The following is a 25991-nucleotide window of genomic DNA, read 5'->3' on the forward strand; positions in this document are numbered from 1 at the left end:
AGCCTGAGAAGAAGTCGCCCGAGAAGAAGTCGCCCGAGATGGTGTTCCGTTCCGACATGACGGTCGAGCTCGTCCGCTCGAACGCGAGCGACGCCGACGTGCTCTTCGCCGCTCGCGTGTCGACCCAGGGGGAGAAGACCCTCGACGCCGCGCGTGACGACCACGTCGACACGTCCCGCAGCAAGGGCCTCATCAACTACCTCATGCGCGACCGCCACGGTTCGCCTTTCGAGCACAACTCGATGACGTTCTACGTGCAGGCGCCGATCTTCGTGTTCCGCGAGTTCATGCGCCACCGCATCGCGTCGTACAACGAGGAGTCGGGTCGTTACCGCGAGCTCGGCCCCGTCTTCTACGTGCCCGGCGCCGACCGCAATCTCGTGCAGGTCGGCAAGGCGGGGGCTTACGAGTTCCTGCCCGGCACCCCCGAGCAGACCGCGCTCGTCGAGGCGGAGACCCGCCGCATGTCGACCGAGGCTTTCGCGTCGTACCAGCGGATGCTCGACGCCGGGGTCGCTCGCGAGGTCGCGCGCATCGTGCTCCCGCTCAACATCTTCTCGTCGATGTACGTGACGATGAACGCCCGCTCGCTCATGAACTTCCTCTCGCTGCGCACCAAGCGCGAGGGGACGCACTTCCCGTCTTTTCCGCAGCGCGAGATCGAGATGGTCGCCGAGCACATGGAGCAGTCGTTCGCCGAGCTCATGCCGCTCACCTACGAGACCTTCAACGAGAACGGCCGCGTCGCCCCGTAGGCCGGCTCGGCGGGGGTGCCTGGCGCAGCTCGTCCACTCCGGCCGGATGTGCGGCGGGTAGGAGTCTCCGAGCGACGCGCAGGCGAGTGAGCCTCCACTGCGGCTGCAGCCGACCGATCGTCACGTGCGTGATCCGGTCACGGGTGGGCCGCTCGATACCGGTGCGCGAGAGCTCGTCGTGCACTGGACGAGCGATCGCCCCTCGCCGGGACCGACGGATGCGCGCCCTGGCGCGAGGCGCTCGCCGACGTCATGCGGTGCGTTCCTCGAGACCTGGCGGTCGCGGTGCTCGAGTCGGCGCTCCACCGCACGCACGCGTCGCGCGACGACGTCTCGGCCACGGCACTGCGTGTTTCGACGGAGTGGCGATCGATCGCGCGCGAGCTCAGATCCGATGCCGAGTCCGGCAGCGAGTCGCTGTTCCGATTCGGGATGGCGCTGCTCGGCGTCGATGCACGGCCGCAGGTCACCGTCCCGGGTGTCGGTCGGGTCGACTTCGTCATCGGCGACCGACTGATCGTCGAGATCGACAGTGACGCGCACCACGGCAGCCGTGAACAGAGGCTTCGCGACCTCGGCCGGGACGCGGTGGCCGCGGGGCTCGGATTCGTCGCGCTTCGGTTCGACTATTCGCACGTGCTCAACGACCGGGGGTCCGTCGAGTCCGCGGTGCTGGCCGTCGTCGCGCGGGGCGAGCACGTGGCGCGCGGAGCCTCCCCGCGTGCTGCGAGGAGGACGTGAAGCGCGACACGCGCTGGTCGGGCACGCCGGCGCGGCGTGTCGACCGCAACTCCTACTCCTGGCCCGCACTCGCGCTCCGAGCGCCCGAGCGCCGGAGCGCCCGCGCCCGCCCAGCCCGCACCCGATACCCTGGAGGCGTGTCACATCGTGAGAACCCCTTCGGCCAAGTGCTCGTCGCCCTCGTCACGCCGTTCACGGCCGACGGTGAAGTCGATTGGCCCGGAGTCGAGAAGCACATCGACGACGTCATCAGCGCGGGGGCCGACGGCATCGTCGTCACGGGCACGACGGGGGAGACGTCGACCCTCACCGACCCCGAGAAGATCCGCCTCGTGGAGGTCGGCAAGTCGGTCGCCGATGGCCGCGCCAAGATCATCACGGGTGGTGGCTCGAATGAGACCGCTCACGCGATGCAGCTCGCGCGCCAGAGCGAGAAGGCCGGCGCCGACGCGAACATGATCGTCACGCCGTACTACAACAAGCCCACGCAGTCGGGAATCCTCACCCACTTCCGGATGATCGCGGATGCCGCCGACCTCCCCGTCATCCTGTACGACATCCCCGGGCGCACGGGCGTTCCCATCCGCTACGAGACGATTCTGCGGGCGGCGAAGCACCCCAACATCCGCGCCATCAAAGATGCGAAGGGTGATTTCAGCGAGGTCAGTCGCGTGCTGAACCAGACCGACCTGCTCTATTTCTCGGGCGACGACGCCAACGTGCTCCCGCACCTGTCGATCGGGGCCTCGGGTCTCATCGGGGTGACGGCGAACATCGCGGCGGCGCCCTACCGCGTGATCGTCGACGCCGTGAACGCGGGCGACCTGACCGCCGCCACGGCTGCGCACCAGGCCCTCGAGCCTCTCGTTCGCGCGGTCATGACTCACGTGCCCGGCACGGTCGCGGCGAAGTACATCCTGCACGGGCTCGGCCGCATCTCGAGTCCGCGCGTTCGACTGCCCCTCGTGGGGCCCGAAGACTTCGAGGCGGCGCAGATCGAGGACGAGATCGCCCTCGTGGGCGCGATCCCCGGCCTCGACCTCAGCAACTTCCGCCCCGACCGCAACGCGGCCGCGGGTGGGGCGCTCCCGAAGATCGCCGGCACGACGCGCTGAGGCCCTGACGCCCGGTCTCACGGGTGTCGCTCCGGGCTCACGTCTGACCCCGGGATAGCGTGGTCGCATGGCTACGAGCACCCGGTCGACCCCCCGCGCCAAACCGCGTTCCGGCGCGAAACGAGGCGCCGCGACGGCGAAGACCGAGGTGCTGCCCGCGTCGGGCCGCGGCTCCACGCGCAAACTCCCCGCGACGAAGGCCCCCGCGTTCGAGCCGGACAAGCCCGGCCTGCTCGCCTCGGCGTGGCTGGGGCTCGCGCACATCGTCGGCGGGGCCGCGCGAGTGCTCGGCAAAGAGACTCTCGCAAAGGAGGAGCGCCGTGACGGCGTGCCCTTCTTCCTCGTGCTCCTCGCCGTGGCGGGCGCCGCGGTGGAGTGGTTCAACCCCACCGACCCCGTCGCGGTCGCCCTCGACGCCTACACCTTCGGCGGTCTGTTCGGCCGGGTCGCGTTCGCGCTGCCCGTCGTCATGGTGCTCTTCGCCGTGTGGCTCTTCCGCCACCCCGCGTCGGTGCACGACAACGGGCGCATCGGCATCGGCCTCGCCGTGCTGCTCACGAGCATCAGCGCGCTGTGCCACATCGCGGGCGGGCAACCGGCGCCGTCGAGCGGGATGCCGGGTCTCGCGACGGCGGGAGGGGTGCTCGGGTGGGTGCTCGCTGCCCCGCTCATCGCCGTCATCACCGTGCCGGGCGCGATGGCCGTCATCATCCTCCTGCTCACTCTCTCGCTCTTCATCATCACGAAGACGCCGCCGAACAGGCTCGGGGCGAGGCTCCTCGAGCTCTACGCCTACCTCTTCGGCGCACAGCTGCCCGACGACGAGCAGCGTGCGGCGAAGAAGGCGGAGAAGGAGCGCGCGAGCCTCGGGGGCATCGACGATCTCGAGCTCGACGACGTCGACCCCGCCGAGCTCCCGTGGTGGCGACGCAACAAGACCCAGCGCGAAGAGGATCCGGCTTTCGACAGCCCCGTGATCGTCCGCGATCGCGATGAGACCGAGGTCATCGACCGCACCAAGCTCGAGGAGGTCGTGACGCCGGCCACAGCAGCGCCGACCGCGCAGGCGTCGGCGGTGAAGGCTCGGGCGGATGCCGCGCTCCTCGACGAGCTCGCCAAAGCGGAGTCGGCGGTCAAGAGGTTCAGTGGCGAGATCGACGCGCACCCGACGGGTATCCGTGACGATGCCGACCGCACGGCGACGCCGACCGAGCTCCCCGGGTTCGCGCCCGGTTCCGACGGTTTCGTCGAGCCGACGGATGCCGTGGCCGGCGACGGCCCGTCGGCTCCCTACCGCCTCCCCGGCATCGCCGCGCTCGCGATGGGCACGCCCGCGAAGTCCCGCTCGGAGGCGAACGACGTCATCGTCCGTGCGATCACCGAGGTGCTCAAGCAGTTCTCGGTCGACGCGAAGGTCACGGGGTTCAGTCGCGGTCCGACGGTCACGCGCTACGAGATCGAGCTCGGACCCGGGGTGAAGGTCGAGCGGGTCACCGCGCTGAGCAAGAACCTGAGCTACGCGGTCGCGAGCAACGAGGTGCGCATCCTCTCGCCGATCCCCGGGCGCAGCGCGATCGGCGTCGAGATCCCCAACACCGACCGCGAGATCGTGTCGCTCGGCGACGTGCTGCGGTCGAAGGCGAGCACGAGCAGTGCCCACCCGCTCACGATGGGGCTCGGAAAAGACGTTGAGGGGGGTTTCGTCGTGGCGAACCTCGCCAAGATGCCCCACTTGCTCGTCGCGGGTTCGACGGGGTCGGGCAAGTCGAGCTTCGTGAACTCGATGATCACGTCGCTCCTCATGCGCGCGACGCCCGCCGAGGTGCGCATGGTGCTCATCGACCCGAAGCGCGTCGAGCTCACGCCGTACGCGGGCATCCCGCACCTCATCACGCCCGTCATCACGAGCCCGAAGAAGGCCGCGGAGGCGCTCAGCTGGGTCGTCAAAGAGATGGACATGCGCTACGACGACCTCGAGAGTTTCGGGTTCCGTCACATCGACGACTTCAACCGCGCGGTGCTCGCGAACGAGATCGTGTTGCCCGCCGGCAGCGAGCGCAAACTCAAGCCCTACCCCTACCTCCTCGTCGTCGTCGATGAGCTCGCCGACCTCATGATGGTGGCCCCGCGGGATGTCGAAGACTCGATCGTGCGCATCACCCAGCTCGCGCGAGCATCCGGAATCCACCTCGTGCTCGCGACCCAGCGCCCGAGCGTCGACGTCGTGACGGGGCTCATCAAGGCCAACGTGCCGTCGAGGCTCGCGTTCGCGGTGAGCAGCATGACCGACAGTCGAGTGATCCTCGACCAGCCCGGCGCCGACAAGCTCATCGGCCAGGGCGACGCCCTCTTCTTGCCCATGGGTGCCTCGAAGGCCATCCGCGTGCAGGGGGCGTGGGTGACCGAGAGCGAGGTCAACGCCGTCGTGCAACACGTCACGAGGCAGGCTCAGCCCGAATACCGCAAGGACGTCGCGGCTGTCGCCGAGAAGAAAGAGGTCGACGGTGACATCGGCGACGACCTCGAGGTGCTGCTCGCGGCGGCCGAACTCGTGGTCAGCACACAGTTCGGCTCGACCTCGATGCTGCAGCGCAAGCTCCGCGTCGGCTTCGCGAAAGCGGGCAGGCTCATGGACCTTCTCGAGTCGCGGGAGATCGTCGGGCCCTCCGAAGGGTCGAAGGCGCGAGACGTGCTCGTGACCGCCGAGCAGCTGCCGGGGGTGCTCGCGAGACTCCGCGGAGAGGATGCGCCCATCACCGCGCCCGCGAGCGCGACGAGCTCATCCGCCGGGTCCGTCGCGCCGGTTCCCGTGGGCTCCGAGTCGAGTGATCGCTACCACGGCGACCCGGTCGGTGAGATGACGAGCGGCTACGATGAGGTCGACGTTTCCGACGAGGACGCGTGGGGTCTGACCGGCAGGGAGTAGCGCCATGGCAGCAGCAGGCTCCTCGCACGCGCTCCACGGGCGGATGATCAGGTCGGGTGAGACTCGGGCGAGCGCGGCCAACGTGGCGAACATCATCACCGTGGTGCGCATCTTCATGGCTCCGGCCTTCGTGTGGCTTCTGCTCGCGGATGCGGGCGAGATGGGTGCCGCGCGTTGGATCGCAGCCGTGGTCTTCGTCGTCGCGATCCTCACCGACAGTCTCGACGGTTTTCTCGCGCGTCGACAGAACCTCGTCACCGATCTCGGCAAGATCCTCGACCCGATCGCCGACAAGGTGCTCATCGGCGGTGCCCTCGTGGCGCTCTCGATCCTCGACGAGGTGTTCTGGTGGGTCACCATCGTGATTCTGGTTCGCGAGTTCGGCATCACGGTGTTCCGTTTCGTCGTTCTCCGGTCGCGGGTCATCCCCGCATCGGCCGGGGGCAAACTCAAGACCGTCCTGCAATCGGTGTCGCTCTCCGCCTTCCTCTTCCCCATCGCGAGTGTCGTGGGGGAGTGGTTCGTGTGGGTCTCCGGAGGGCTCCTCGCTCTCGCCCTCGTCGTCACGGTCGTGACGGGGCTCGACTACCTCTACAAGGCGTATCGCTTCAACCGTGCTCCCGCGGTGTCGTGACCGCTGATTCCGTCGTCGCGTCGGAGGGCGCCCTCGACAGGGTGCCCGCCGAGACGCCCGGGGAGAGGATCGCCGACACCGTCGTTGCTCGACTCGCTGAGAGACACCTCACGATCGCCGTCGCGGAATCTCTCACGGCGGGGCTCGTGACCGCGGAACTCGCGTCGGTCGCCGGTGCCTCGGAGGTGCTCCTCGGATCGGTCACGGCCTACTCGACCGACATCAAGCACTCGGTTCTCGACGTCTCCGCCGATCTCCTCGCCCTCCACGGCCCCGTGCACCCGGACGTCGCGATGCAGATGGCGGCGAACGTTCGCGCGGTTCTCGCTCGGCGAGGGGTTCCCGCCGATGTCGGCATCTCGACGACGGGCGTGGCGGGTCCCGGACCGCACGACGGGCACCCCGCGGGAACGGTCTTCGTCGGGATCGCTGTGGGCGGCGATGTCCGCGCCGTCGCGCTCCAACTCTCCGGTGACCGGGGAGCAGTCCGTTCGGGCGTCGTCTCCGAACTACTCACATCGCTTGCGTCGCGACTGGCCGAGCTGTGAACCGGCCGGGGTGCGGGAATGTTTCCCGTTTCCATCCGGTTACAGACCAGTGATTCACAAGCAAGGTACAGACTGGTCTCGCTAGAGTTTCCGGACCGGAGCAGGGGTCGACAGCCCCCGATCCGATCTGAGATTGAGTGGTTCGGTCATGAGGAGGAGGGTCCACAGTGGTATTGGTTCGCCAAGAAATCGGAGATGTGCTCCGGGACTTCCGCCTGCAGAAGGGCCGCACCCTCCGGCAGGTCGCGAGCAAGGCGAGCGTCGCGCTCGGCTACCTCAGCGAGGTGGAGCGGGGCCAGAAAGAGGCCAGCTCCGAGATCCTCGCGTCGGTGGCGGATGCGCTCGAGACGCCCATTTCGGTCATCATGCGTGAGGTCGGCGATCGGCTCGCTGTCGTGGAGGGTCTGAACCCCATCCCCGACACTGTTCCCGACGACCTCGTGGCAGATTTCGATGCCGACCTCGCGGTTCGGTAACACCTGAGTTTTCTCGAACGCCTCGACCTCCGGGTCGGGGCGTTCGCGCGTTCGTGGGTGCAGCCGACGTACCGTCGCGCTTGTTAGCGTTGTCGCATGCGCGTGAGTGAGTTCTGGCAAGCGGTTCGCGACGAGTTCGGCGAGCCCTACGGCCAGATGGTGACGCGTGACCTCGTTCTGACCGAGTTCGGTGACCGCACCTCCGCGCAGGCGATCGCGTCGGGTGAAGACACGAGGGCGGTGTGGATCGCGCTGTGCCGCGCATCCGATGTCCCGAAGTCCCGCTGGCACGGCGTCGGCCAGTTGCCGCAGCGCTGACCTCGACGCATCCGCGCGTCCCCGCTATCCGGCACGCGACACACCGGCGCGCTCTCGAACATCCGTTCGGATATCGATAGGCTCCTGAACAGGCGCAGTCGAAGACGGGTTGTGCACTGTGCGTCGGCGCGACCGAGAGCAATGTCGGGCGTGGAACGTACAGTCGCACTTGTTGGAGATGAACCAACGACAACGCACCATCGGCAGCTCAGTTGCCTACACTACCAGCCTTGTCGCGGTCTGCCGGGCCTTGCAACATCGGTCTGGCACGAGAGCGGCAGCCTATAGGCGCACAACCCACGACGCACAAGGAGTCCCACCAATGGCATCACCAGCAGACCGCGAGAAGTCTCTCGAAACCGCCCTCGCCCAGATCGACCGCCAGTTCGGCAAGGGCTCCGTCATGCGCCTGGGGAGCGACGAGCGCGCTCCCGTCGCAACGATCCCCACGGGCTCCATCGCGTTGGATGTCGCGCTCGGCATCGGGGGGCTCCCACGCGGCCGGATCGTCGAGATCTACGGACCGGAGTCCTCGGGCAAGACCACGCTCACGCTCCACGCGATCGCGAATGCGCAACGCGCCGGCGGCATCGCCGCGTTCATCGACGCGGAGCACGCTCTCGACCCCGAATACGCGAAGAAGCTCGGTGTCGACATCGACGCTCTGCTCGTGTCGCAGCCCGACACCGGTGAGCAGGCTCTCGAGATCGCCGACATGCTCGTGCGCTCGGGCTCGATCGACCTCATCGTCATCGACTCGGTCGCGGCGCTCGTGCCGCGCGCCGAGATCGAGGGCGAGATGGGTGATTCGCACGTCGGCCTGCAAGCGCGTCTCATGTCGCAAGCGCTGCGCAAGCTCACGGGCGGGCTGAGCCAGACCAACACGACCATGATCTTCATCAACCAGCTGCGCGAGAAGATCGGAGTCTTCTTCGGAAGCCCCGAGACGACCGCGGGAGGTAAGGCGCTCAAGTTCTACGCGTCGGTGCGACTCGACATCCGCCGAATCGAGACGCTGAAAGACGGAACCGACGCCGTCGGAAACCGCACGCGCGTCAAGGTCGTCAAGAACAAGATGGCTCCGCCGTTCAAGCAGGCCGAGTTCGACATCCTCTACGGGGTCGGTATCTCCCGCGAGGGCAGTCTCATCGACTTCGGCGTGGAGCACGAGATCGTGCGCAAGTCGGGTGCGTGGTACACCTACGACGGCGATCAGCTCGGCCAGGGCAAGGAGAACTCGCGAAACCACCTCCTCAAGAACCCCGAGATCGCGGCCGAGATCGAGCAGAAGATCAAGATCAAACTCGGCATCATGGACGACCCCAATGCGGTGCCGGGTGCCGCCGCCGTGACAGATGCTCCCGTCGAGCAGATCGCGAAGAAGCTCGCGTCGCGCAAAGCCGTCGGGGCCTGATCGATGAATCCGGGCGAGGGACCAGACGAGTTGAGTGCCGCGAGGCGACGGAGCACACGCGTGCCCGCGTCGACCCGCAACGCTGAGCCCGACGACTCCCTTGCCCGGGTCACCTACCTCCCCGGTGCGCAAGGGCGACCCGACGGACCCCGGTTCGCCGACGAGACTCCCGAGCCCGTGCCCGAGCCTGAGCCGCACGACGTCGGATCGGGTCACGCTCGTGGCGCTGAACCGGTGACCGATGAGGAACGCCGCGAGGCACGGTCCGCGAAAGCGGCGGCGGCTCGCGACAAGGCCGCCGAGCGCAAGGCGAAGCGCGCCGAGAACGTGAGCATCCACGCGCTCACCCGGCGAGGCATGTCCCGCTGGGAGCTCGAGAAGACCCTTCTCTCGCGCGAGCTCGAACCCGACGAGGTGACCGCCGAACTCGACAGGCTCGCGAGCGTGGGTCTCGTCGACGACGGTGCACTCGCCGAAACACTCGTGCGAAACCAGCACGAGCGCAAGGGGCTCGGTCGAAGCGCACTCACCGCCGAACTGCGCCGACGCCATATCGACCAGCACCACATCGACGCGGCGCTCGAGCAGATCGCCGACAGCGACGAGCTCGATCGCGCGCGCGAACTCGCGAACCGTCGCGCCCCCCAGTTGCGATCACTCGACACGACCACCGCGGTTCGACGGTTGAGCGCCTTCCTGCAGCGCAAGGGCTACTCCTCCGGAGTCATCCGCATCGCCGTCGACGAGGCGCTCGCGTCCGGCCGCACGGCGACCGTGCGGTTCGAGTGACGTGCCCGCGCCCCTGCCCGCGCCCGATCTGAGGCGCCTCACGGCAGATTAGGCTGGCGGAACGATGACTCTCACGTTTCCCCCCTCGACCGCCACCCCGGTCACGACTCCCGGCCGCACCTACGAGGTGCGCACGTTCGGGTGCCAGATGAACGTCCACGACTCCGAGCGATTGAGCGGTTCGCTCGAGGCAGCGGGATACCAGCCGGCGACAGCGGATGAGCAGGCAGACGTCGTCGTCATCAACACGTGCGCCGTGCGGGAGAACGCTGACAACAAGCTCTACGGCAACCTCGGAATGCTGGCCTCGGTGAAGAAGAAGCACGAGGGCATGCAGATCGCCGTCGGCGGATGCCTCGCCCAGAAAGACAAGACCGTCATCCTCGAGAAGGCACCGTGGGTCGACGTGGTCTTCGGAACGCACAACATGGGCTCCCTCCCGACCCTCCTCGAGCGCGCACGCCACAACGGCGAGGCGCAACTCGAGATCCTCGAGGCGCTCGACGTCTTCCCGTCCACGCTTCCGACGAAACGCGAGTCCACGCACAGCGGGTGGGTGTCCATCTCGGTCGGCTGCAACAACACGTGCACGTTCTGCATCGTGCCCGCGTTGCGCGGCAAGGAGAAAGACCGTCGGCCCGGCGACATCCTCGCCGAGATCCAGGCCATGGTCGACGACGGAGCGATCGAGGTGACCCTCCTCGGTCAGAACGTCAACTCCTACGGGGTCGAATTCGGTGATCGCGCCGCCTTCGGCAAGTTGCTGCGCGCGGCCGGGCGCATCGCCGGGCTCGAGCGCATCAGATTCACGAGCCCGCACCCGGCGGCATTCACCGACGACGTCATCGACGCTATGGCGGAAACCCCCACGGTCATGCCGCAGCTGCACATGCCGCTGCAGTCCGGCTCCGATCGCATCCTCAAGTCGATGCGCCGCAGCTACCGCTCGACGAAGTTCCTCGGCATCCTCGACAGGGTCCGGGATCGCATTCCGCACGCGGCCATCTCCACAGACATCATCGTCGGCTTCCCCGGGGAGACCGAAGAGGACTTCGCCGAGACGATGCGCGTCGTCGAACAGGCGCGGTTCGCAACGGCGTTCACCTTCCAGTACTCGATCCGGCCGGGAACCTCCGCGGCGACGATGGACGAGCAAGTGCCCAAAGCGGTGGTGCAAGAGCGTTACGAGCGACTCGTCGCCCTGCAGGACCGCATCTCGTGGGAAGAGAACACGAAGGTCGTCGGTCGCACCGTCGAGGTGCTCGTCGGCGCCGAAGGAAAGAAGGATGCTGCGACGAACCGACTCTCCGGCCGCGCCGAAGACAGCAGGCTCGTGCACTTCGAGGTGCCGCCGCACAGCGCCGCCCCACGCCCCGGCGACGTCGTGACCGTGACGGTGACCGACGCGAAGCCCTTCCACCTCATCGCCGACACGCTCGACGGCTCGCCGCTCGTCATCCGCCGCACGCGCGCGGGCGACGCCTTCGACCGGGCCGAGGCGGAGAGCTGCGGTGTGCCGACTCCGGCCGGAGCCACCGCGTCACCGGGAGGGGCGCCTCGCGTGTCGCTCGGGCTTCCCGGGATGCGCCCGACCGACGCCTGATGCTCGTCGCGATCGTCGGAGCGACCGGAACCGGGAAGTCCGATCTCGCGCTCGATGTGGTCGAGCGTCTCGCGGCACGCGGAAGGCGCGCGGAGATCGTCAACGCCGACGCGATGCAGCTCTACCGCGGCATGGACATCGGCACGGCCAAACTGCCCGTCGCAGACCGGCGAGGTGTTCCGCACCACCTTCTCGACGTGCTCGACGTCACCGATGAGGCCACCGTCGCTCGCTACCAGAGCGAGGCGCGATCCGTCATCCGGCGACTCGAGGATCGGGGAGACGTCGCGGTGCTCGTCGGCGGCTCGGGCCTCTACGTCTCGTCGGTGCTCTACGATTTCGAGTTCCCGGGCACGGATGCGCGCATCCGCGAGGCGCTCGAGGCCGAACTCGTCGAGCGTGGCCCCGGGCTCCTGCACGCTCGATTAGCCGTGGTCGACCCGCCCGCAGCAGCGGCGATCGGGGCCAGCAATGGTCGTCGCCTGGTCCGTGCCCTCGAGGTCATCGAGATGACGGGGAAGCCGTTCGGGTCGGGGCTCCCCGACCCGAGTGCCTTCTGGACAGACACCCGTGTCGTCGCCGTCACCGCGGAGCGCGCGACCCTCGTCGAACGGCTCGACGAGCGGGTGCACTCGATGTGGCGGCGCGGTCTCGTTTCGGAGGTCGAGGGTCTGCTCGAGAACGGGCTCGACCGGGGAGTGACGGCGAGGCGGGCGATCGGCTACGCGCAGGCCGCCGAGCAGATCCGGGGCACCCTCACTCGCGAGGCGGCGATCGATCAGACGCAGGCACTCACCCGCAAGTATGCGAGACGACAGGTCGGCTGGTTTCGACGGTATCCCGCGACCGTGACCGTCGTCGGGGGTGAGTCGGCCGTCGGGGAGACCGTCGTGGATGCCCTCGTCAGCAGCGGCCTCAGTAGCATGGACCGGTGAGCCCGACACTGCACTTCACCAAAGGCCATGGCACGGGCAACGACTTCGTGCTCTTCAGCGACCCCGAGGGGTCGATCGAGCTGGAGTCCATGCAGCTCGCGGCCATCGCCGATCGGCACTTCGGCGTCGGGGCCGACGGCGTCATCCGAGCGGTGCGATCGGAGAACCTCGAGGCGGGGGCCGCCGCCCTCGCGGAGGACGACGCCGCGGAGTGGTTCATGGATTACCACAACGCCGACGGATCGCCGTCGGAGATGTGCGGAAACGGAATCAGGGTCTACGCCAGATATCTCGTCGACAACGGTCTCGCCGAACTGGGGCCCGGCGACACCCTCGTCATCGGCACGCGCGGGGGAGTGCGCGACGTCCAGAGCAACCGTTCCGGATACCAGGTCGATCTCGGTCGCTGGTCACTCGACGGAGGCGAGCCTCTCGTCCGCGCGAAGAATCTGCAGGTGGCGCGCCCGGGGCTCGGGATCAACGTCGGCAACCCCCACGTCGTCGTCGCGCTCGCGAGCGATGACGAACTCGAGAGCGCGGATCTCTCGTTCGTCCCCCTCGTCGAACCTGAGTTCCCCGCGGGAGTCAACGTCGAGTTCGTGGTGCCGCGTGAGCCCATGGTGCTCGACGGGGTCGGGCGCATCCGCATGCGCGTGCACGAGCGCGGCAGTGGAGAGACGCTCTCGTGTGGAACGGGTGCCGCGGCAGCGGCCCTCGCGACACGGCACTGGGCCGGCCCGGGGGCACCGAATCAGTGGAAGGTCGAGGTGCCGGGAGGCACCCTCGGGGTGCGGATGTTCGCGACCGAAGACGGAGAACACGTCGCCCTCTCGGGGCCGGCGGAGTTCTCGTTCGAGGGCGAGCTCACGATCTGATCGATGTATCGATCGACCGGGTCGGTTCAGAGGTCGGCGGGCAGAACTCGTCGCCGCACGCGCAGCACCCGGTATCCCTTGTGGGTTGCCGCGCGTGAGACGGCGAACCCGTCGGAGAGCTCACCGTCGAGCCACCGGTGCAGCGAGTCAGAGCCGAGGTTGCGCTGCACGACGAGCCACGCGTCGGACTCGGGTGTCAGGCGCGGAACCCAGCGCAACAGCAGGTTGTGCAGCTCGTTCTTGCCGACGCGGATGGGCGGGTTCGACCAGATCGTGGTGAAACCGAGATCGTCGGGAACATCCTCGGGGCGGCAGGCGTTGATATTGTCGAGGCCCAGCTCGTCGGCATTGCGCCTCACGAGATCGAGCGCACGCTCGTTGACATCGACAGCCCACACCGTCGCCCGCGGAGATTGCAGAGCCAACGTGTAGGAGATCGGACCCCATCCGCATCCCAGATCGAGGAGGTTGCCTCCCGGCGGAGCCGGCGGCACGTTCGCGAGCAAGACGGATGTTCCCGCATCGATGCGGTCGGGGCTGAAGATGCCCCCCGCGGTCGACACGTCGTGCGGGGTGCCGTCGATGGTCACCCGGATGCGACGGAGAGCAAGCTCACTCTCGGGATTCGCCGAGAAGTAGTGCTCGTTAGTCATCCCGAAAACCTACCCAAATACGAAGAGCTAAGGTTAACCCAATGACTGAAGTACACCCTTCCGAGCGAGACGACGACGTCATCGCCCGCGTACTCGCCAACTCGTCCTCGCGACCGGCCGGTCTCAGCCTGTTCGGGAGCGGTAGCGCGCAAGCCCTCCAGCAGACCGGAGCGTCGGCGACGACAGATGACGACCACGACGGCGACCAGTTCGATAGGGAGGATCGCCAGGCGCTGCGCCGTGTCGCGGGCCTCTCGACCGAACTCGACGACGTCACCGAGGTCGAGTATCGCCAGTTGCGCATCGAGCGCGTCGTGCTCATCGGCATCTACTCGCAGGGCGGCGTCGTCGAGGCCGAGAACTCGATGCGCGAGATGTTCGCTCTCGCCGAGACGGCCGGAGCCGTCGTGCTCGACGGTCTCCTCCAGAAGCGTCCTCACCCCGACCCGAGCACCTACTTCGGTAAGGGCAAGGCGGTCGAGCTGCGGGATGTCGTCGCGGCGACCGGGGCAGACACCGTCATCGTCGACGGCGAGCTGGCTCCGAGCCAGCGTCGCGCGCTCGAAGACGTCGTGAAGGTCAAGGTCATCGACCGTACCGCGGTCATCCTCGACATCTTCAGCCAGCACGCGAAGAGCCGTGAGGGCAAGGCGCAAGTCGAACTCGCTCAGCTCGAGTACCTGCTGCCGCGGTTGCGCGGGTGGGGTGAGTCCATGTCGCGTCAGGCCGGTGGCCAGGTCGGTGCCGGAAACGGCATGGGTTCGCGCGGTCCGGGTGAGACCAAGATCGAGCTCGATCGCCGCCGCATCCACACGCGGATGGCGAAGCTGCGCAAGCAGATCGCCGGCTTCGCGCCGTCCCGCGAGGCGAAGCGCGCGAACCGGGTGCGCAACGACGTGCCGTCTGTCGCGATCGCCGGATACACGAACGCCGGCAAGTCGTCGCTGCTCAACAGGGTGACGCGGGCGGGCGCTCTCGTGGAGAACGCGCTCTTCGCGACTCTCGACACGGCCGTGCGCAAGAACGTGACGGCCGAGGGTCAGGCGTACACCCTCACCGACACCGTCGGATTCGTGCGCAACCTCCCGCACCAGCTCGTCGAGGCCTTCCGGTCGACCCTCGAGGAGGTCGCGGACGCCGACGTCATCGTGCACGTCGTCGATGGATCGCATCCGGATCCCGGGAGTCAACTCGCGACGGTGCGCGATGTGATCGGCGACGTCGATGCTCGCCACCTGCCCGAGATTGTCGTCTTCAACAAGGCAGATCTCGTCGACGACGATCAGCGCCTCGTCTTGCGCGGTCTCGAGCCGAGTGCGGTGTTCGTGTCTGCGCGGACGGGCGAAGGCGTCGAGGAGCTGCTCGAGCGCATCGCCGAAGCGATCCCGTCGCCGTCGGTCGAGCTCGATCTGCTCATCCCCTTCGATCGGGGGGACGTCGTCACGCGCTTGCATGACAACGGCGTCGTTCTCGACACCCGCTACGACGAGAACGGCACGCGGATCCACGTGCTCGTCTCGGAGGAGGTCGAGGCTCAGGTGGAGCAGTTCACCGCTCAGACCGAGCGCAGCACCGCGACGACCTTGCCGAGCACTTCGGCGTAGTCACCGAGGATCGGCGCGAAGGCCGAGTTGCGCGGGAGCAACCAGGTGTGGCCGTCGCGCTGCTGGAACACCTTGACGGTCGCTTCGTCGTCGAGCATCGCGGCGACGATGTCGCCGTTCTCCGCGGTCTTCTGCTGGCGGACGACGATCCAGTCCCCGTCGCAGATCGCGGCGTCGACCATCGAGTCTCCGACGACCTTCACCATGAACAGGTCGCCTTTGCCGACGAGCTGGCGGGGGAGGGGGAAGACCTCGTCGACCTGCTGGTCGGCGAGGATCGGCACTCCCGCCGCGATGCGACCGACGAGGGGGACCATCGCGGCGTCTCCGACGGGGGTCGGCGCGTCGGAGACGACGGGGACGTCGGGGCGTTGCAGGTCGATGAGGATCTCGAGTGCGCGCGGTCGATTGGGGTCGCGGCGCAAGTAGCCGCTGAGCTCGAGCTGATTGAGCTGATGGGTGACGCTCGAGAGCGAAGCGAGCCCCACCGCATCGCCGATCTCGCGCATGCTCGGCGGGTAGCCCCGGCTCGAGACCGATCGGGAGATCACGTCGAGGATCGCGAGCTGCTTGTCGCTCAGACTCTTGCGGCGCCGGGTCGACGGCTTGTCCGCTTGCGGTGATCCCTGCTCGGTGTCGACCACGTCGTTCCCCTCGATGTGCACCTCGTGCGCCGCGAGAACGGCGAATGTCGGTGGCTCCTGATGGTCTGTCTTCAGACAATCGAAACTGTATCCATTCGGCGGTCGCTTTCCAAACGTCTATTCGAGCGTGTTGCGCTAATTTGTTACCACACTTTCGAATATCGGCTTGATTTGGCGAGTATTCGAAGATATGTTCGGAACACGGGTTCGCATCCGGCTCTCCCGGCCGAGTGTCGGGTGCGACACCCGCCCACCATCACGAGCAGCACCTCCGAGAACACGACCCGCGAGTGATACCCCGACCTGAAAGGCAAGAACCATGAGCGCAGCGACTGGTATTGCTCCCTCCGCATCGTCCGCATCGTCTGCATCGTCTGCATCGTCTGCATCGTCCGCACAGGCACGGTCGGGGCGCGTGCCGCAACGCAGACTCCGTCTCACGAGGCGCGGTCGCGCGGTGTTCACGGCTCTCGTCGCGGCACCGATCGTGCTCGCCGCGGGAGCATTCGCTCTCAACGGCGGAATGGCGACGGCGTCGAACGAAGACGGAGCCGACGTGGTCTTCGTGCAGGTCGAGAGCGGCGAGTCACTGTGGGAGCTCGCCGTCGGGCTCGCGCCCGAGGCGGACCCCCGCGAGGTGGTGTCCGACCTCGTGCACTTCAACCAGCTCGACTCGGCCGACGTTCAGCCGGGGCAGAAGCTCGCGGTTCCCGCCGCCTACGCTCGATAGTCGAGGGGCATCAGTCGTGGGGCATCGACAGCCCTAGTCTTGATCGGTGACTTCGCTCAACGACCTCCCCATCCGCGATGACCTCCGCGGCCTCACCCCGTACGGTGCGCCCGAGTCCCGAGTGCCGATCGCTCTCAACGTCAACGAGAACACCCACCCGATCCCGGAGTCGGTCGCCCACGGCATCATCAGTTCGATCGCTGCGGCAATCCTGTCTATCAACCGCTACCCCGATCGCGAGTTCGTCGCATTGCGCACGGCGCTGGCCGACTACCTCGGTCACGATCTGACCGCAGAGAACATCTGGGCGGCCAACGGGTCGAACGAGGTCCTCCAGCAGATCATGCAGGCGTTCGGTGGACCGGGCCGCTCCGTGCTCGGCTTCCCTCCGACGTACTCGATGCACTCGATCATCGCCTCGGGCACGGGCACCCGCTGGGTGTCGGGCGAGCGAGACGCCGACTTCGAGATGTCGCCGGCGACGGTCGTCGAGTGGATCGAGCGCACCGACCCCGACGTCGTCTTCCTGTGCTCACCCAACAACCCGACCGGAACGCCCGTGTCGATCGAAACGATCGAGGCGGCGTATTCCGCGGCGCGGGGCATGGTCGTCGTCGACGAGGCCTACTCCGAGTTCTCGCCCGAGGGCGAGCCGTCGGCGCTCACACTTCTGCCCGGCCGCGAGCGGCTCATCGTGTCGCGCACCATGAGCAAGGCGTTCGCTTTCGCCGGTGCGCGCGTCGGCTACCTCGCGGCCGACCCCGCTGTGACCGACGCGCTCCGGCTCGTGAGGTTGCCCTACCACCTCTCCGCCCTCACGCAAGCGGCCGCGCTCGCGGCGCTCGAGCACGCCCCGGAGATGCTCGCGATGGTCGACGACATCCGCACCCAGCGTGATCGGTTGCTCATCGAGCTCGCGGCCCTCGGGTTCACCCCGTGGCGCAGCTGGGGCAACTTCGTTCTCTTCGGGGGAGTCGACGACCCCCACGCGGTCTTCACCGACCTGCTCGATCGCGGCATCATCATCCGCGACCTCGGCATGCCCGGACACCTGCGGGTGACGGCCGGCACCGAGCGTGAGACGACGGCGTTCCTGACCGCCCTCGCCGAGGTGACGGGGCGTTCGCGCGAGGCGTGACCGGGAGCGAGCGCTTCGCGGTCCGCGCCGAGTCGCGCTCGGTAGGATTGCCCCATGGCACTTGAGCGCACAGCGCACCTCACCCGCGAGACGAGCGAGTCGAGCATCGACCTCACCCTCGACCTCGACGGAACCGGTATCGCCGACATCCAGACGTCGGTGCCGTTCTTCGACCACATGCTCACCGCGTTCTCGAAGCACTCCCTCATTGACTTGCGCGTGCGCGCGACCGGTGACGTCGAGATCGACGTGCACCACACCGTCGAAGACATCGGAATCGTGCTCGGCAAGGCCATCGGGCAGGCTCTCGGCGACAAGCACGGCATCGCCCGGTTCGGTGACGCCCACGTTCCGCTCGACGAGGCCCTCGTGCGCGCGGTCGTGGATGTCTCGGGGCGGCCCTTCCTCGTCCACTCCGGCGAGCCGGACGGCTTCGAGTTCCACCTCATCGGCGGTCACTTCACCGGATCGATGGTGCGTCACGTCTTCGAGGCGATCACCTTCCATGCCGCTCTGACCGTGCACGTCACCGTGCTCGGGGGGCGCGACCCTCACCACATCGCCGAGGCGGAGTTCAAGGCGTTCGCGCGTGCCCTGCGCACGGCCGTCGCGGTCGACCCCCGAGTCACCGGCATCCCGTCGACCAAGGGAGCGCTCTAACCGTGGGTGCTCCCACGGTCGCTGTTCTCGACTACGGCTCGGGCAACGTGCACTCCGCCGTCAAGGCACTCGAGTTCGCGGGTGCCGACGTGACGCTCACGTCCGACCGTCGCGCCGTGCACGAGGCCGACGGACTCCTCGTGCCCGGCGTGGGCGCGTTCGGCGCCGTCGCCGACGCGCTCGCGGAGGTGCGCGGTGCCGAGCTCGTCGACCGGAGGCTCGCCGGATCGCGCCCGGTCTTGGGCATCTGCGTCGGCATGCAGATCATGTTCGAGCGCGGTGTCGAGCGGGGCCTCGAGTCGGACGGCCTCGGTGAGTGGCCCGGAGTCGTGACCGAGCTGGATGCTCCGGTCCTCCCGCACATGGGCTGGAACACCGTGCGCGCCGGCGCCGACTCCGTTCTCTTCGACGGCATCGCCGACGAGCGCTTCTACTTCGTCCACTCCTACGCCGCGCGGGACTGGACGCTCGAGACGATGCCGCCCTTCACCCCGGCGACGCTCACGTGGGCGCACCACGGCACCGATTTCCTCGCGGCGGTGGAGAACGGACCCCTGTCTGCGACGCAGTTCCACCCGGAGAAGTCGGGGGATGCGGGCATCCGTCTGCTCGCGAATTGGATCGCGAGCCTCCGGAAGAACTAGGCTCTGGTGCCTGTCGGCACGAGTCGCGCCACGCGCACCCTGACCGACGTCGTCGGAGCCCTGCTCACCGCGACCGAACCCAGACCCAACCCGAACCGAGTTCCGCGTGCGCGGGCTCCAGAGAGAGCGACATGAGCGAGTTCAACCAGACCCCGAGACTCACGCTGCTTCCCGCGGTCGATGTCGCCGGCGGTAAAGCGGTGCGGCTGACACAGGGCGCGGCCGGGAGTGAGACGAGCTACGGCGACCCGATCGACGCCGCCGCGGACTGGGCGAGTCAGGGAGCCGAGTGGATCCACCTCGTCGACCTCGATGCCGCGTTCGGGCGCGGGCACAACAACCACGTCATCAAGAAGGTCATCAAGCAGGTTCGCGGTTCGGTGCTCATCGAGCTCTCCGGCGGCATCCGCGACGATGAGAGCCTCGAGGCGGCGCTCGCGACGGGAGCCAAGCGCATCAACCTCGGCACGGCCGCTCTCGAGAACCCCGAGTGGGCCGCCCACGTGATCGCCGAATACGGCGAAGCGATCGCCGTCGGCCTCGACGTGCGGGGAACGACCCTCGCCGCTCGCGGCTGGACACAGGAGGGCGGCGACCTGTGGCACGTCTTCGACCGTCTCGAGCACGCAGGCTGTGCCCGCTACGTCGTCACGGACGTGACGAAGGACGGCACCCTCCAGGGCCCGAACCTCTCGCTGTTGCGTGAGGTCGCCGACCGCACGGACAAGCCCGTCATCGCCTCGGGAGGAATCTCGAGCCTCGACGACATCGCCGACCTGCGCGAACTCGTGCCGAACGGCGTCGAGGGAGCCATCGTCGGCAAGGCGCTCTACGCGAAGGCGTTCACTCTCGCGGAGGCGCTCGACGTCGCAGGCGACTGATGCCCGATCACGGCGGCCAGGCAACCGATTCCGCCGGCACCCCGTGGGTGGGCCGGCAGTTCGAGCACAACCCGTTCGGCGGTGACGACGGCTCGGCGTCGCCCGAGCTCGTCGCCGCTCTCTCCGCTTTCCGTCGGGGAGAGACGGGCGAGGATGTCGTCGTCGACGCGATTCGCGCGGCACGGTTGCTCGCCCCCCTCGTCGCCACTCTCGGCGAGAGCGGGTCGGGCGAGCACGGTCTCCTCGTCGACAAGTCGGCGGAGCTCGCCATCGTCACGGTCGCGGGGCCCGACGGGCGCCGGGTGCTGCCGATCTTCACCTCCGTCTCGGCGATGGCCGCGTGGAACCCCGCCGCTCGGCCGGTTCCCGTCTCCGCGGATCGCGCGTGCCTTGCCGCGGCGAGTGACGGCACCGAGCTCATGGTTCTCGACCCGACGAGCGACACCGAGTTCGTCGTTCGGAGGCCGGCTCTGCGAGCCATCGCCGAGGGCGCGGCATGGATCCCGAGCCACCGGGATGCCGACGTGCACGAGGCGATGCGCGCGGCGGTCGTCGACGTCGCGAGCGTGCGCGGCATCCGTTTCGCCTCGGGCGACCCGGTGTCCCGGCTCGCGGGCCCCGAGCTCGCGGTCACCCTCGAGCTCGCGCCGGGGCTCGACTCCGACGCGCTCTCCGTCGTGCTGACCCGCGTGAGTGAGGCTTGGAGTCGATCGGAGATCGTGGCGCTGCGGGTCGACAGTCTCGCCGTGACCCTCGCCGCGGCATCCCCCTGACGCGATTGCGCGCGCGAGCACCGGTGCCGGGCACCGGTCTCGTCAGGTGACCGGACCGGTGTACTTCTCTCCCGGGCCCTTTCCCGGAGCGTCGGCGATGCTCGACGCCTCGCGGAACGCGAGCTGCACCGAGCGCAGTCCGTCGCGCAGGGCTCGAGCGTGCTGGTCTCCGAGGTCGGGCGCCGCCGCGGTCACGAGGCCCGCGAGGGCGTTGATGAGCTTGCGTGCCTCGTCGAGGTCGAGTTGGGTCGCGGGGTCGTCGGCGAGACCGCACTTGACGGCCGAGGCACTCAGAAGGTGCACGGCCACGGTGTTGATGACCTCGATCGCGGCGACATCGGCGATGTCGCGAGCGGCGCCGTCCGACCCGTCGTCGTCGACATAGGCGTGTTCGTGCGGGCTGTCGCTCATCAGGGGTTCCTCTGCTAGACTTCTGTCGGCTCCGAGCCTCTACGGCTCGGATACGAAAGTGGAGATTCTCCCACCCGCGCTTACCGCTTCTTCAGGTTACCGGGTTGTTGGCACCCCGCCGACGTGCATGCGAGTGCACCGAGGTAGCCAGGGCGCCGTGCCAGAACCACCAGAGAAATGCGGGTCGAACCGCAACGGATCCGGTTGGTGCTGCGTGCGAATCACTCCTTTCGTCGAAAGCCATCGACATCACGACCAAGGAGTCACGCATCAGCGATCCCCGTACCAATGACCGAATCCGCGTTCCGGAAGTCCGACTTGTAGGCCCAGGTGGCGAGCAGGTCGGCGTCGTGCGCATCGAAGACGCTCTGCGTCTCGCCCAGGAGGCCGATCTGGATTTGGTTGAGGTTGCTCCCAATTCCAAGCCTCCCGTTGCCAAGATCATGGATTTCGGCAAGTTCAAGTACGAAACCGCCCAGAAGGCGAAAGAAGCGCGCCGCAACCAGGCGAACACGATCCTCAAAGAGGTGCGGTTCCGTCTCAAGATCGACGTGCACGACTACGAGACGAAGCGCAAGCGTGCCGAGGGGTTCCTCAAGGCGGGCGACAAGGTCAAGGCGATGATCCTCTTCCGCGGCCGTGAGCAGTCGCGCCCCGACCAGGGTGTTCGTCTTCTCCAGCGTTTCGCCGAAGACGTCTCGGAGTTCGGCTCGGTCGAGTCGACCCCGACGATCGATGGTCGCAACATGGTCATGGTCATCGGCCCGGCGAAGAACAAGTCGGAGGCGAAAGCCGAGGCCGAGGCCAAGCGCGCGGCGTCGAAGCCGCCTCGCGGCGACAAGCCGCCGGCGAGCGACAAGACCTACGGTTCACGCACGGATGCTCCCGTCGACGAGCCTGCTCCCGCAGCACCCTCGAGCGCACCGACCGCTTCCGCGGCACCCGCTTCTGCTCCGGCCAAGGCTGAGCCCGTCACGTCGGCCCCGACCAGGGACGTCCCCGCGAAGGCGGCTCCGGCACCCGCCGCGGCTGCACCCGCTGCTGCGTCGAAGCCCGCTGCTGCTGCGAAGCCTGCTGCTGCCGCTCCGGCGAAGCCTGCTGCTGCGGCGAAGCCTGCTGCTGCCGCGAAGACTGCTGCTGCGGCGAAGCCTGCCGCTGCTGCTCCGGCCAAGCCCGCCGCTGCTGCGAAGCCCGCTGCCGCGGCTAAGCCCGCCGCAGCCAAGCCGGCCGCGGCAGCCCCCAAGCCCGGCGCCGCGAAGCCCGGTGCCCCCAAGCCCGCGAGCCCCGGAGCATCCGCTTCGAAGCCCGCTCCCACGACTGCATCGGCCGACTCATCGTCGGCTGAGGCCGACGCCCAGTAATACGAAGAACACGAGGAGATCCACATGCCCAAGATGAAGACCCATTCCGGTACGAAGAAGCGATTCAAGGTCACCGGAAGCGGAAAGGTCATGAAGCAGCAGGCGGGAATGCGTCACAACCTGGAGGTCAAGTCCAGTGTCGTCACGCGTCGCCTGAACCAGGACAAGGTGCTGGCTCCGGCCGACGCCAAGGTCGTCAAGCGCCTCCTCGGCAAGTAACCCGCAGCCCCGATTCCAAGGATTTAGAACAATGGCAAGAGTCAAAAGGGCGGTCAACGCCCACAAGAAGCGTCGCGTCATCCTCGAGCGCGCCTCCGGTTACCGTGGACAGCGTTCACGCCTCTACCGCAAGGCCAAAGAGCAGCTCATCCACTCGTTCGTGTACTCGTACCGCGACCGTCGCCAGCGCAAGGGTGACTTCCGTCGCCTGTGGATCCAGCGCATCAACGCCGCGGCTCGTGCCAACGGCATGACGTACAACCGCTTCATCCAGGGTCTCGGCCTCGCCGGCATCCAGGTCGACCGTCGCATCCTCGCCGACCTCGCGGTCACCGAGCCCGCGACGTTCGCTGCGATCGTGGCGACGGCCAAGGCCGCTCTGCCCGCCGACACGAGCGCGCCGCGCACCGCGGCGTAAGCACTGCGCCTGCTGTCGGGCTCGATCCTCGCGCGCCTCCCGCACGAGGGTCGAGCCCGCCCATAGGCTGTCGACATGATCGACAACCCCCGTTCACCACGAGTGCGCGCGGTAGCCAAACTGGCTAAGAGAGACGCCCGGTCGCAGACCGGGCTTTTTCTCTTAGAAGGGCCGCAAGCCGTCGCCGAGGCTCTGACCTTCCGACCCGACCTCGTCGTCGAACTCTTCGCGACACCGACCGCCCTCGAGCGGCACGCAGACATCGCGGCAGCCGCGGCAGACGCCGAGATCACCGTCGAATACGTCACCGAAGCGGTGCTCGATTCGATGGCCGACACGGTCACGCCCCAGGGGGTCGTCGCGGTCTGCCACCAGTTCCCGACGTCGATCAAAGACATCCTCAAGCCGGATGCCGACGGGGCGGGCCCGAAGCTCATCGCGATCCTCGAAGAGGTGCGTGATCCAGGTAACGCCGGAACCATCGTGCGTGCGGCCGACGCGGCCGGTGTCGACGGCGTCATCTTCAGCGGGCGCAGCGTCGACCTCTACAACCCCAAGGTCGTGAGGTCGTCGACCGGATCGATCTTCCATTTGCCTGTCGCCGTCGGCGCCGAGTTCGAGTCCGTCGTCGAGCGGGCTCGCGCCGCCGGTCTGCAGATCATCGCGGCAGACGTGAAGGGTGACGATCTGCTCGACGCCCGCGAGCGCGGGGTGCTCGACATCCCCACGGCGTGGGTATTCGGAAACGAGGCGCGCGGACTCACCGACGAGCACCTCGCCTTGACCGACCGGGCTCTCACCGTGCCGATCTACGGTCATGCCGAGTCGATGAATCTCGCGACGGCGGCATCCGTGTGTCTCTACGAATCGGCGTTCTCTCAGCGATCTCGCCGGCAAACCCCCTAGCACATTTGCGGATTACACTCGTGTTACGACTGCGGGCGCGGTTTGGCTCTCGTTCTCCGCGTGTGGTTGGGTAGCGGCATGGAGCAAGCACACGGCAGTGATTCTCTCGTGGTCATCGACCGTGTCAACAAGCATTTCGGCGCTCTGCACGTGCTCAAAGACATCAGCACCACCGTTACGCGCGGCGAGGTCGTCGTCGTCATCGGGCCGAGTGGCTCGGGCAAGTCCACACTGTGCCGCGCGATCAACCGACTCGAGACGATCGACGACGGCACTATCACGATCGACGGCAAGCACCTCCCCGAGGAGGGCGCCGACCTCGCCAAGCTGCGGGCCGACGTGGGGATGGTCTTCCAATCGTTCAACCTCTTCTCGCACAAGACCGTGCTCGAGAACGTGACTCTCGGGCCGATCAAGGTGCGCAAGATGTCGAAGAAGGCCGCCGAGGAGCGGGCCATGGCTCTCCTCGAAAGGGTCGGGGTCGCCAACCAGGCGAAGAAGATGCCGTCGCAGCTCTCGGGTGGTCAGCAACAGCGCGTGGCGATCGCCCGCGCCCTCGCGATGGAGCCCAAGGTCATGCTCCTCGACGAGCCGACCTCCGCTCTCGACCCCGAGATGATCAACGAGGTGCTCGACGTCATGGTCGGCCTCGCGAAAGACGGCATGACGATGGTCGTCGTGACCCACGAGATGGGGTTCGCGCGCAAGGCCGCGGACCGTGTGCTCTTCATGGCCGACGGCAGCATCGTCGAAGAGGCGACGCCGGAGAAGTTCTTCACCGACCCGCAGACCCCGAGGGCGAAAGACTTCCTCTCGAAGATCCTCACGCACTGACCTCGCCCTCCGACCTCAGCCACCGCGGGTGACTGACACCGCAGCACCACACACAGCACAAGGAGAAATCATGAGACTGAGAAAAGGACTGCTGATCACGGCCGTAGCCGCCGTCAGCGTGCTCGGCTTGAGCGCCTGTTCCGATTCCGAAGCCGGCGCACCCGAGCCCGAGGTCGAAACCGACGCCGAGTTCGAGGCGGGCACGACGATGGCCGAACTCAACGAGGCGGGAACCATCCGCATCGGCACGAAGTTCGACCAGCCGCTCTTCGGTCTCATGGGACCGGACGAGGTCCCCGTCGGATTCGACGTCGAGATCGGCAAGCTCATCGCGGCCGAGCTCGGTATCGCCCCCGAGGACATCGAGTGGTCCGAGGCGATCTCGGCCAACCGCGAGCCCTTCATCGAGAACGGCGAGGTCGACCTCGTGATCGCGACGTACACGATCAACGACGAGCGCAAAGAGGTCATCTCGTTCGCCGGGCCGTACTACAACGCCGGTCAAGACCTTCTCGTGACGGCGGAGAACAGCGACATCGAGGGCCCAGAGTACTTCGAGGAGAACCCCGACGCCGTCGTCTGCACCGTGAGCGGATCGACGTCCGAGGCGAACATCGCCGAGTACACCGACAACGTCATCACGACCGCCGGATACTCCGATTGCCTCGAGCCGCTGCGCACCGGCAACGCCGACGCGGTCACGACCGACAACGTGATCCTCGCGGGTCTCGCCGACAACAGCGACGGAGAGTTCGTCGTCGTCGGAAACCCCTTCACCGAGGAGCCCTACGGTATCGGTCTCGCGATCGACGACACCGAGTTCCGCGACTTCATCAACGACGTGCTCGAGGAGTCGTACGAAGACGGATCCTGGGCCGACGCCTGGGAGGCCACTGCGGGAGTCGTGCTCGACACCCCGGAGCCCCCGGCCGTCGACCGCTACTGATCCACTCGTGATCGTCGGCTCGCCCGCCTCGCGGGCGAGC

General features: G+C 67.6%; 29 protein-coding genes. 26 read left to right on the plus strand and 3 right to left on the minus strand.

What is annotated here, in order from left to right; translation table 11 throughout:
- Positions 1-56 precede the first annotated feature (56 nt).
- The 13 genes from thyX to dapF all read left to right on the plus strand — a co-directional run bounded on the left by thyX (position 57) and on the right by dapF (position 13129).
- Entirely contained in the window at positions 57-755 is a 699-nt protein-coding gene (gene thyX / locus ACLHG5_RS02305) for an FAD-dependent thymidylate synthase (RefSeq protein WP_411316330.1), read from the plus strand.
- Positions 756-1007: 252 nt separating this feature from the next.
- A complete protein-coding gene (locus ACLHG5_RS02310) occupies positions 1008-1496 on the plus strand; it encodes an endonuclease domain-containing protein (protein WP_411317743.1) in 489 nt (162 codons plus the stop codon).
- Positions 1497-1633: 137 nt separating this feature from the next.
- Entirely contained in the window at positions 1634-2611 is a 978-nt protein-coding gene (gene dapA / locus ACLHG5_RS02315; protein WP_411315801.1) for a 4-hydroxy-tetrahydrodipicolinate synthase, read from the plus strand.
- A gap of 67 nt (positions 2612-2678) precedes the next feature.
- A complete protein-coding gene (locus ACLHG5_RS02320) occupies positions 2679-5537 on the plus strand; it encodes a DNA translocase FtsK 4TM domain-containing protein (RefSeq protein WP_411315800.1) in 2859 nt (952 codons plus the stop codon).
- A gap of 4 nt (positions 5538-5541) precedes the next feature.
- Complete coding sequence (gene pgsA / locus ACLHG5_RS02325; RefSeq protein ID WP_411315799.1) at positions 5542-6171, plus strand: CDP-diacylglycerol--glycerol-3-phosphate 3-phosphatidyltransferase; 630 nt, start codon at positions 5542-5544, stop codon at positions 6169-6171.
- On the plus strand, positions 6168-6719 hold the full coding sequence (locus tag ACLHG5_RS02330) for a CinA family protein (RefSeq protein WP_411317744.1): 552 nt from the start codon (positions 6168-6170) through the stop codon (positions 6717-6719). The genes pgsA and ACLHG5_RS02330 overlap by 4 nt, the downstream gene beginning before the upstream one ends.
- Positions 6720-6886: 167 nt before the next feature.
- Entirely contained in the window at positions 6887-7195 is a 309-nt protein-coding gene (locus ACLHG5_RS02335) for a helix-turn-helix domain-containing protein (protein ID WP_411315797.1), read from the plus strand.
- Between the two features lie 96 nt (positions 7196-7291).
- Positions 7292-7513, plus strand: a complete 222-nt coding sequence (locus tag ACLHG5_RS02340) for a DUF3046 domain-containing protein (RefSeq protein ID WP_411317745.1) — start codon at positions 7292-7294, stop codon at positions 7511-7513.
- Between the two features lie 322 nt (positions 7514-7835).
- The gene (recA, locus tag ACLHG5_RS02345) at positions 7836-8927 is read left to right on the plus strand and encodes a recombinase RecA (protein WP_411315795.1); all 1092 of its coding nucleotides are present in this window, start codon (positions 7836-7838) and stop codon (positions 8925-8927) included.
- Positions 8928-8987: 60 nt separating this feature from the next.
- On the plus strand, positions 8988-9716 hold the full coding sequence (locus ACLHG5_RS02350; protein WP_411317746.1) for a regulatory protein RecX: 729 nt from the start codon (positions 8988-8990) through the stop codon (positions 9714-9716).
- A 64-nt stretch (positions 9717-9780) separates the two neighbouring features.
- Positions 9781-11319, plus strand: a complete 1539-nt coding sequence (gene miaB, locus ACLHG5_RS02355; RefSeq protein ID WP_411317747.1) for a tRNA (N6-isopentenyl adenosine(37)-C2)-methylthiotransferase MiaB — start codon at positions 9781-9783, stop codon at positions 11317-11319.
- Entirely contained in the window at positions 11319-12254 is a 936-nt protein-coding gene (gene miaA / locus ACLHG5_RS02360; RefSeq protein ID WP_411317748.1) for a tRNA (adenosine(37)-N6)-dimethylallyltransferase MiaA, read from the plus strand. Before miaB ends, miaA begins: the two co-directional genes overlap by 1 nt.
- Entirely contained in the window at positions 12251-13129 is an 879-nt protein-coding gene (gene dapF / locus ACLHG5_RS02365; RefSeq protein WP_411317749.1) for a diaminopimelate epimerase, read from the plus strand. The genes miaA and dapF overlap by 4 nt, the downstream gene beginning before the upstream one ends.
- A 26-nt stretch (positions 13130-13155) precedes the next feature.
- Here the strand turns inward: dapF and ACLHG5_RS02370 are convergent, their stop codons facing one another.
- Positions 13156-13782 carry a class I SAM-dependent methyltransferase gene (locus ACLHG5_RS02370; protein WP_411317750.1) on the minus strand — a complete coding sequence of 209 codons (627 nt, stop codon included), beginning with the start codon at positions 13780-13782 and terminating at the stop codon, positions 13156-13158.
- Positions 13783-13823: 41 nt separating this feature from the next.
- Between ACLHG5_RS02370 and hflX the strand changes: the two genes are divergently transcribed.
- Entirely contained in the window at positions 13824-15386 is a 1563-nt protein-coding gene (gene hflX / locus ACLHG5_RS02375; RefSeq protein ID WP_411315789.1) for a GTPase HflX, read from the plus strand.
- On the opposite strand, the gene lexA is transcribed toward hflX, so the two are convergent.
- Positions 15338-16030 carry a transcriptional repressor LexA gene (gene lexA, locus ACLHG5_RS02380; protein WP_411317751.1) on the minus strand — a complete coding sequence of 231 codons (693 nt, stop codon included), beginning with the start codon at positions 16028-16030 and terminating at the stop codon, positions 15338-15340. The two genes, hflX and lexA, sit on opposite strands and share 49 nt — an antisense overlap.
- A 415-nt stretch (positions 16031-16445) precedes the next feature.
- Between lexA and ACLHG5_RS02385 the strand changes: the two genes are divergently transcribed.
- The 6 genes from ACLHG5_RS02385 (at position 16446) to ACLHG5_RS02410 (ending at position 20856) form a co-directional block, all read left to right on the plus strand.
- Entirely contained in the window at positions 16446-16760 is a 315-nt protein-coding gene (locus ACLHG5_RS02385; protein ID WP_411317752.1) for a LysM peptidoglycan-binding domain-containing protein, read from the plus strand.
- A gap of 46 nt (positions 16761-16806) precedes the next feature.
- Complete coding sequence (locus ACLHG5_RS02390) at positions 16807-17898, plus strand: histidinol-phosphate transaminase (RefSeq protein WP_411317753.1); 1092 nt, start codon at positions 16807-16809, stop codon at positions 17896-17898.
- 54 nt (positions 17899-17952) lie between these two features.
- Positions 17953-18558, plus strand: coding sequence for an imidazoleglycerol-phosphate dehydratase HisB (hisB, locus tag ACLHG5_RS02395; RefSeq protein WP_411315785.1), 606 nt, complete (start codon positions 17953-17955; stop codon positions 18556-18558).
- A gap of 2 nt (positions 18559-18560) precedes the next feature.
- Positions 18561-19202, plus strand: coding sequence for an imidazole glycerol phosphate synthase subunit HisH (gene hisH / locus ACLHG5_RS02400; RefSeq protein WP_411317754.1), 642 nt, complete (start codon positions 18561-18563; stop codon positions 19200-19202).
- A 131-nt stretch (positions 19203-19333) separates the two neighbouring features.
- Entirely contained in the window at positions 19334-20083 is a 750-nt protein-coding gene (gene priA / locus ACLHG5_RS02405) for a bifunctional 1-(5-phosphoribosyl)-5-((5-phosphoribosylamino)methylideneamino)imidazole-4-carboxamide isomerase/phosphoribosylanthranilate isomerase PriA (RefSeq protein ID WP_411315783.1), read from the plus strand.
- Complete coding sequence (locus ACLHG5_RS02410; protein ID WP_411317755.1) at positions 20083-20856, plus strand: SseB family protein; 774 nt, start codon at positions 20083-20085, stop codon at positions 20854-20856. Before priA ends, ACLHG5_RS02410 begins: the two co-directional genes overlap by 1 nt.
- A 42-nt stretch (positions 20857-20898) precedes the next feature.
- On the opposite strand, the gene ACLHG5_RS02415 is transcribed toward ACLHG5_RS02410, so the two are convergent.
- On the minus strand, positions 20899-21267 hold the full coding sequence (locus ACLHG5_RS02415) for a DUF1844 domain-containing protein (RefSeq protein ID WP_411315781.1): 369 nt from the start codon (positions 21265-21267) through the stop codon (positions 20899-20901).
- A 296-nt stretch (positions 21268-21563) separates the two neighbouring features.
- Between ACLHG5_RS02415 and infC the strand changes: the two genes are divergently transcribed.
- The 6 genes from infC to ACLHG5_RS02445 all read left to right on the plus strand — a co-directional run bounded on the left by infC (position 21564) and on the right by ACLHG5_RS02445 (position 25951).
- The gene (gene infC, locus ACLHG5_RS02420) at positions 21564-22628 is read left to right on the plus strand and encodes a translation initiation factor IF-3 (RefSeq protein WP_411318398.1); all 1065 of its coding nucleotides are present in this window, start codon (positions 21564-21566) and stop codon (positions 22626-22628) included.
- 24 nt (positions 22629-22652) lie between these two features.
- A complete protein-coding gene (gene rpmI, locus ACLHG5_RS02425) occupies positions 22653-22847 on the plus strand; it encodes a 50S ribosomal protein L35 (RefSeq protein WP_411315780.1) in 195 nt (64 codons plus the stop codon).
- A 31-nt stretch (positions 22848-22878) separates the two neighbouring features.
- Entirely contained in the window at positions 22879-23265 is a 387-nt protein-coding gene (gene rplT, locus ACLHG5_RS02430) for a 50S ribosomal protein L20 (protein ID WP_411315779.1), read from the plus strand.
- 75 nt (positions 23266-23340) lie between these two features.
- On the plus strand, positions 23341-24171 hold the full coding sequence (locus ACLHG5_RS02435) for a TrmH family RNA methyltransferase (protein WP_411317756.1): 831 nt from the start codon (positions 23341-23343) through the stop codon (positions 24169-24171).
- Positions 24172-24249: 78 nt separating this feature from the next.
- Positions 24250-25005 carry an amino acid ABC transporter ATP-binding protein gene (locus ACLHG5_RS02440; protein WP_411315777.1) on the plus strand — a complete coding sequence of 252 codons (756 nt, stop codon included), beginning with the start codon at positions 24250-24252 and terminating at the stop codon, positions 25003-25005.
- 70 nt (positions 25006-25075) lie between these two features.
- On the plus strand, positions 25076-25951 hold the full coding sequence (locus ACLHG5_RS02445; RefSeq protein WP_411315775.1) for a glutamate ABC transporter substrate-binding protein: 876 nt from the start codon (positions 25076-25078) through the stop codon (positions 25949-25951).
- Positions 25952-25991: the final 40 nt, after the last annotated feature.

The organism is Marisediminicola sp. LYQ85 (genome assembly GCF_046600695.1).
Classification (GTDB): domain Bacteria; phylum Actinomycetota; class Actinomycetes; order Actinomycetales; family Microbacteriaceae; genus Marisediminicola.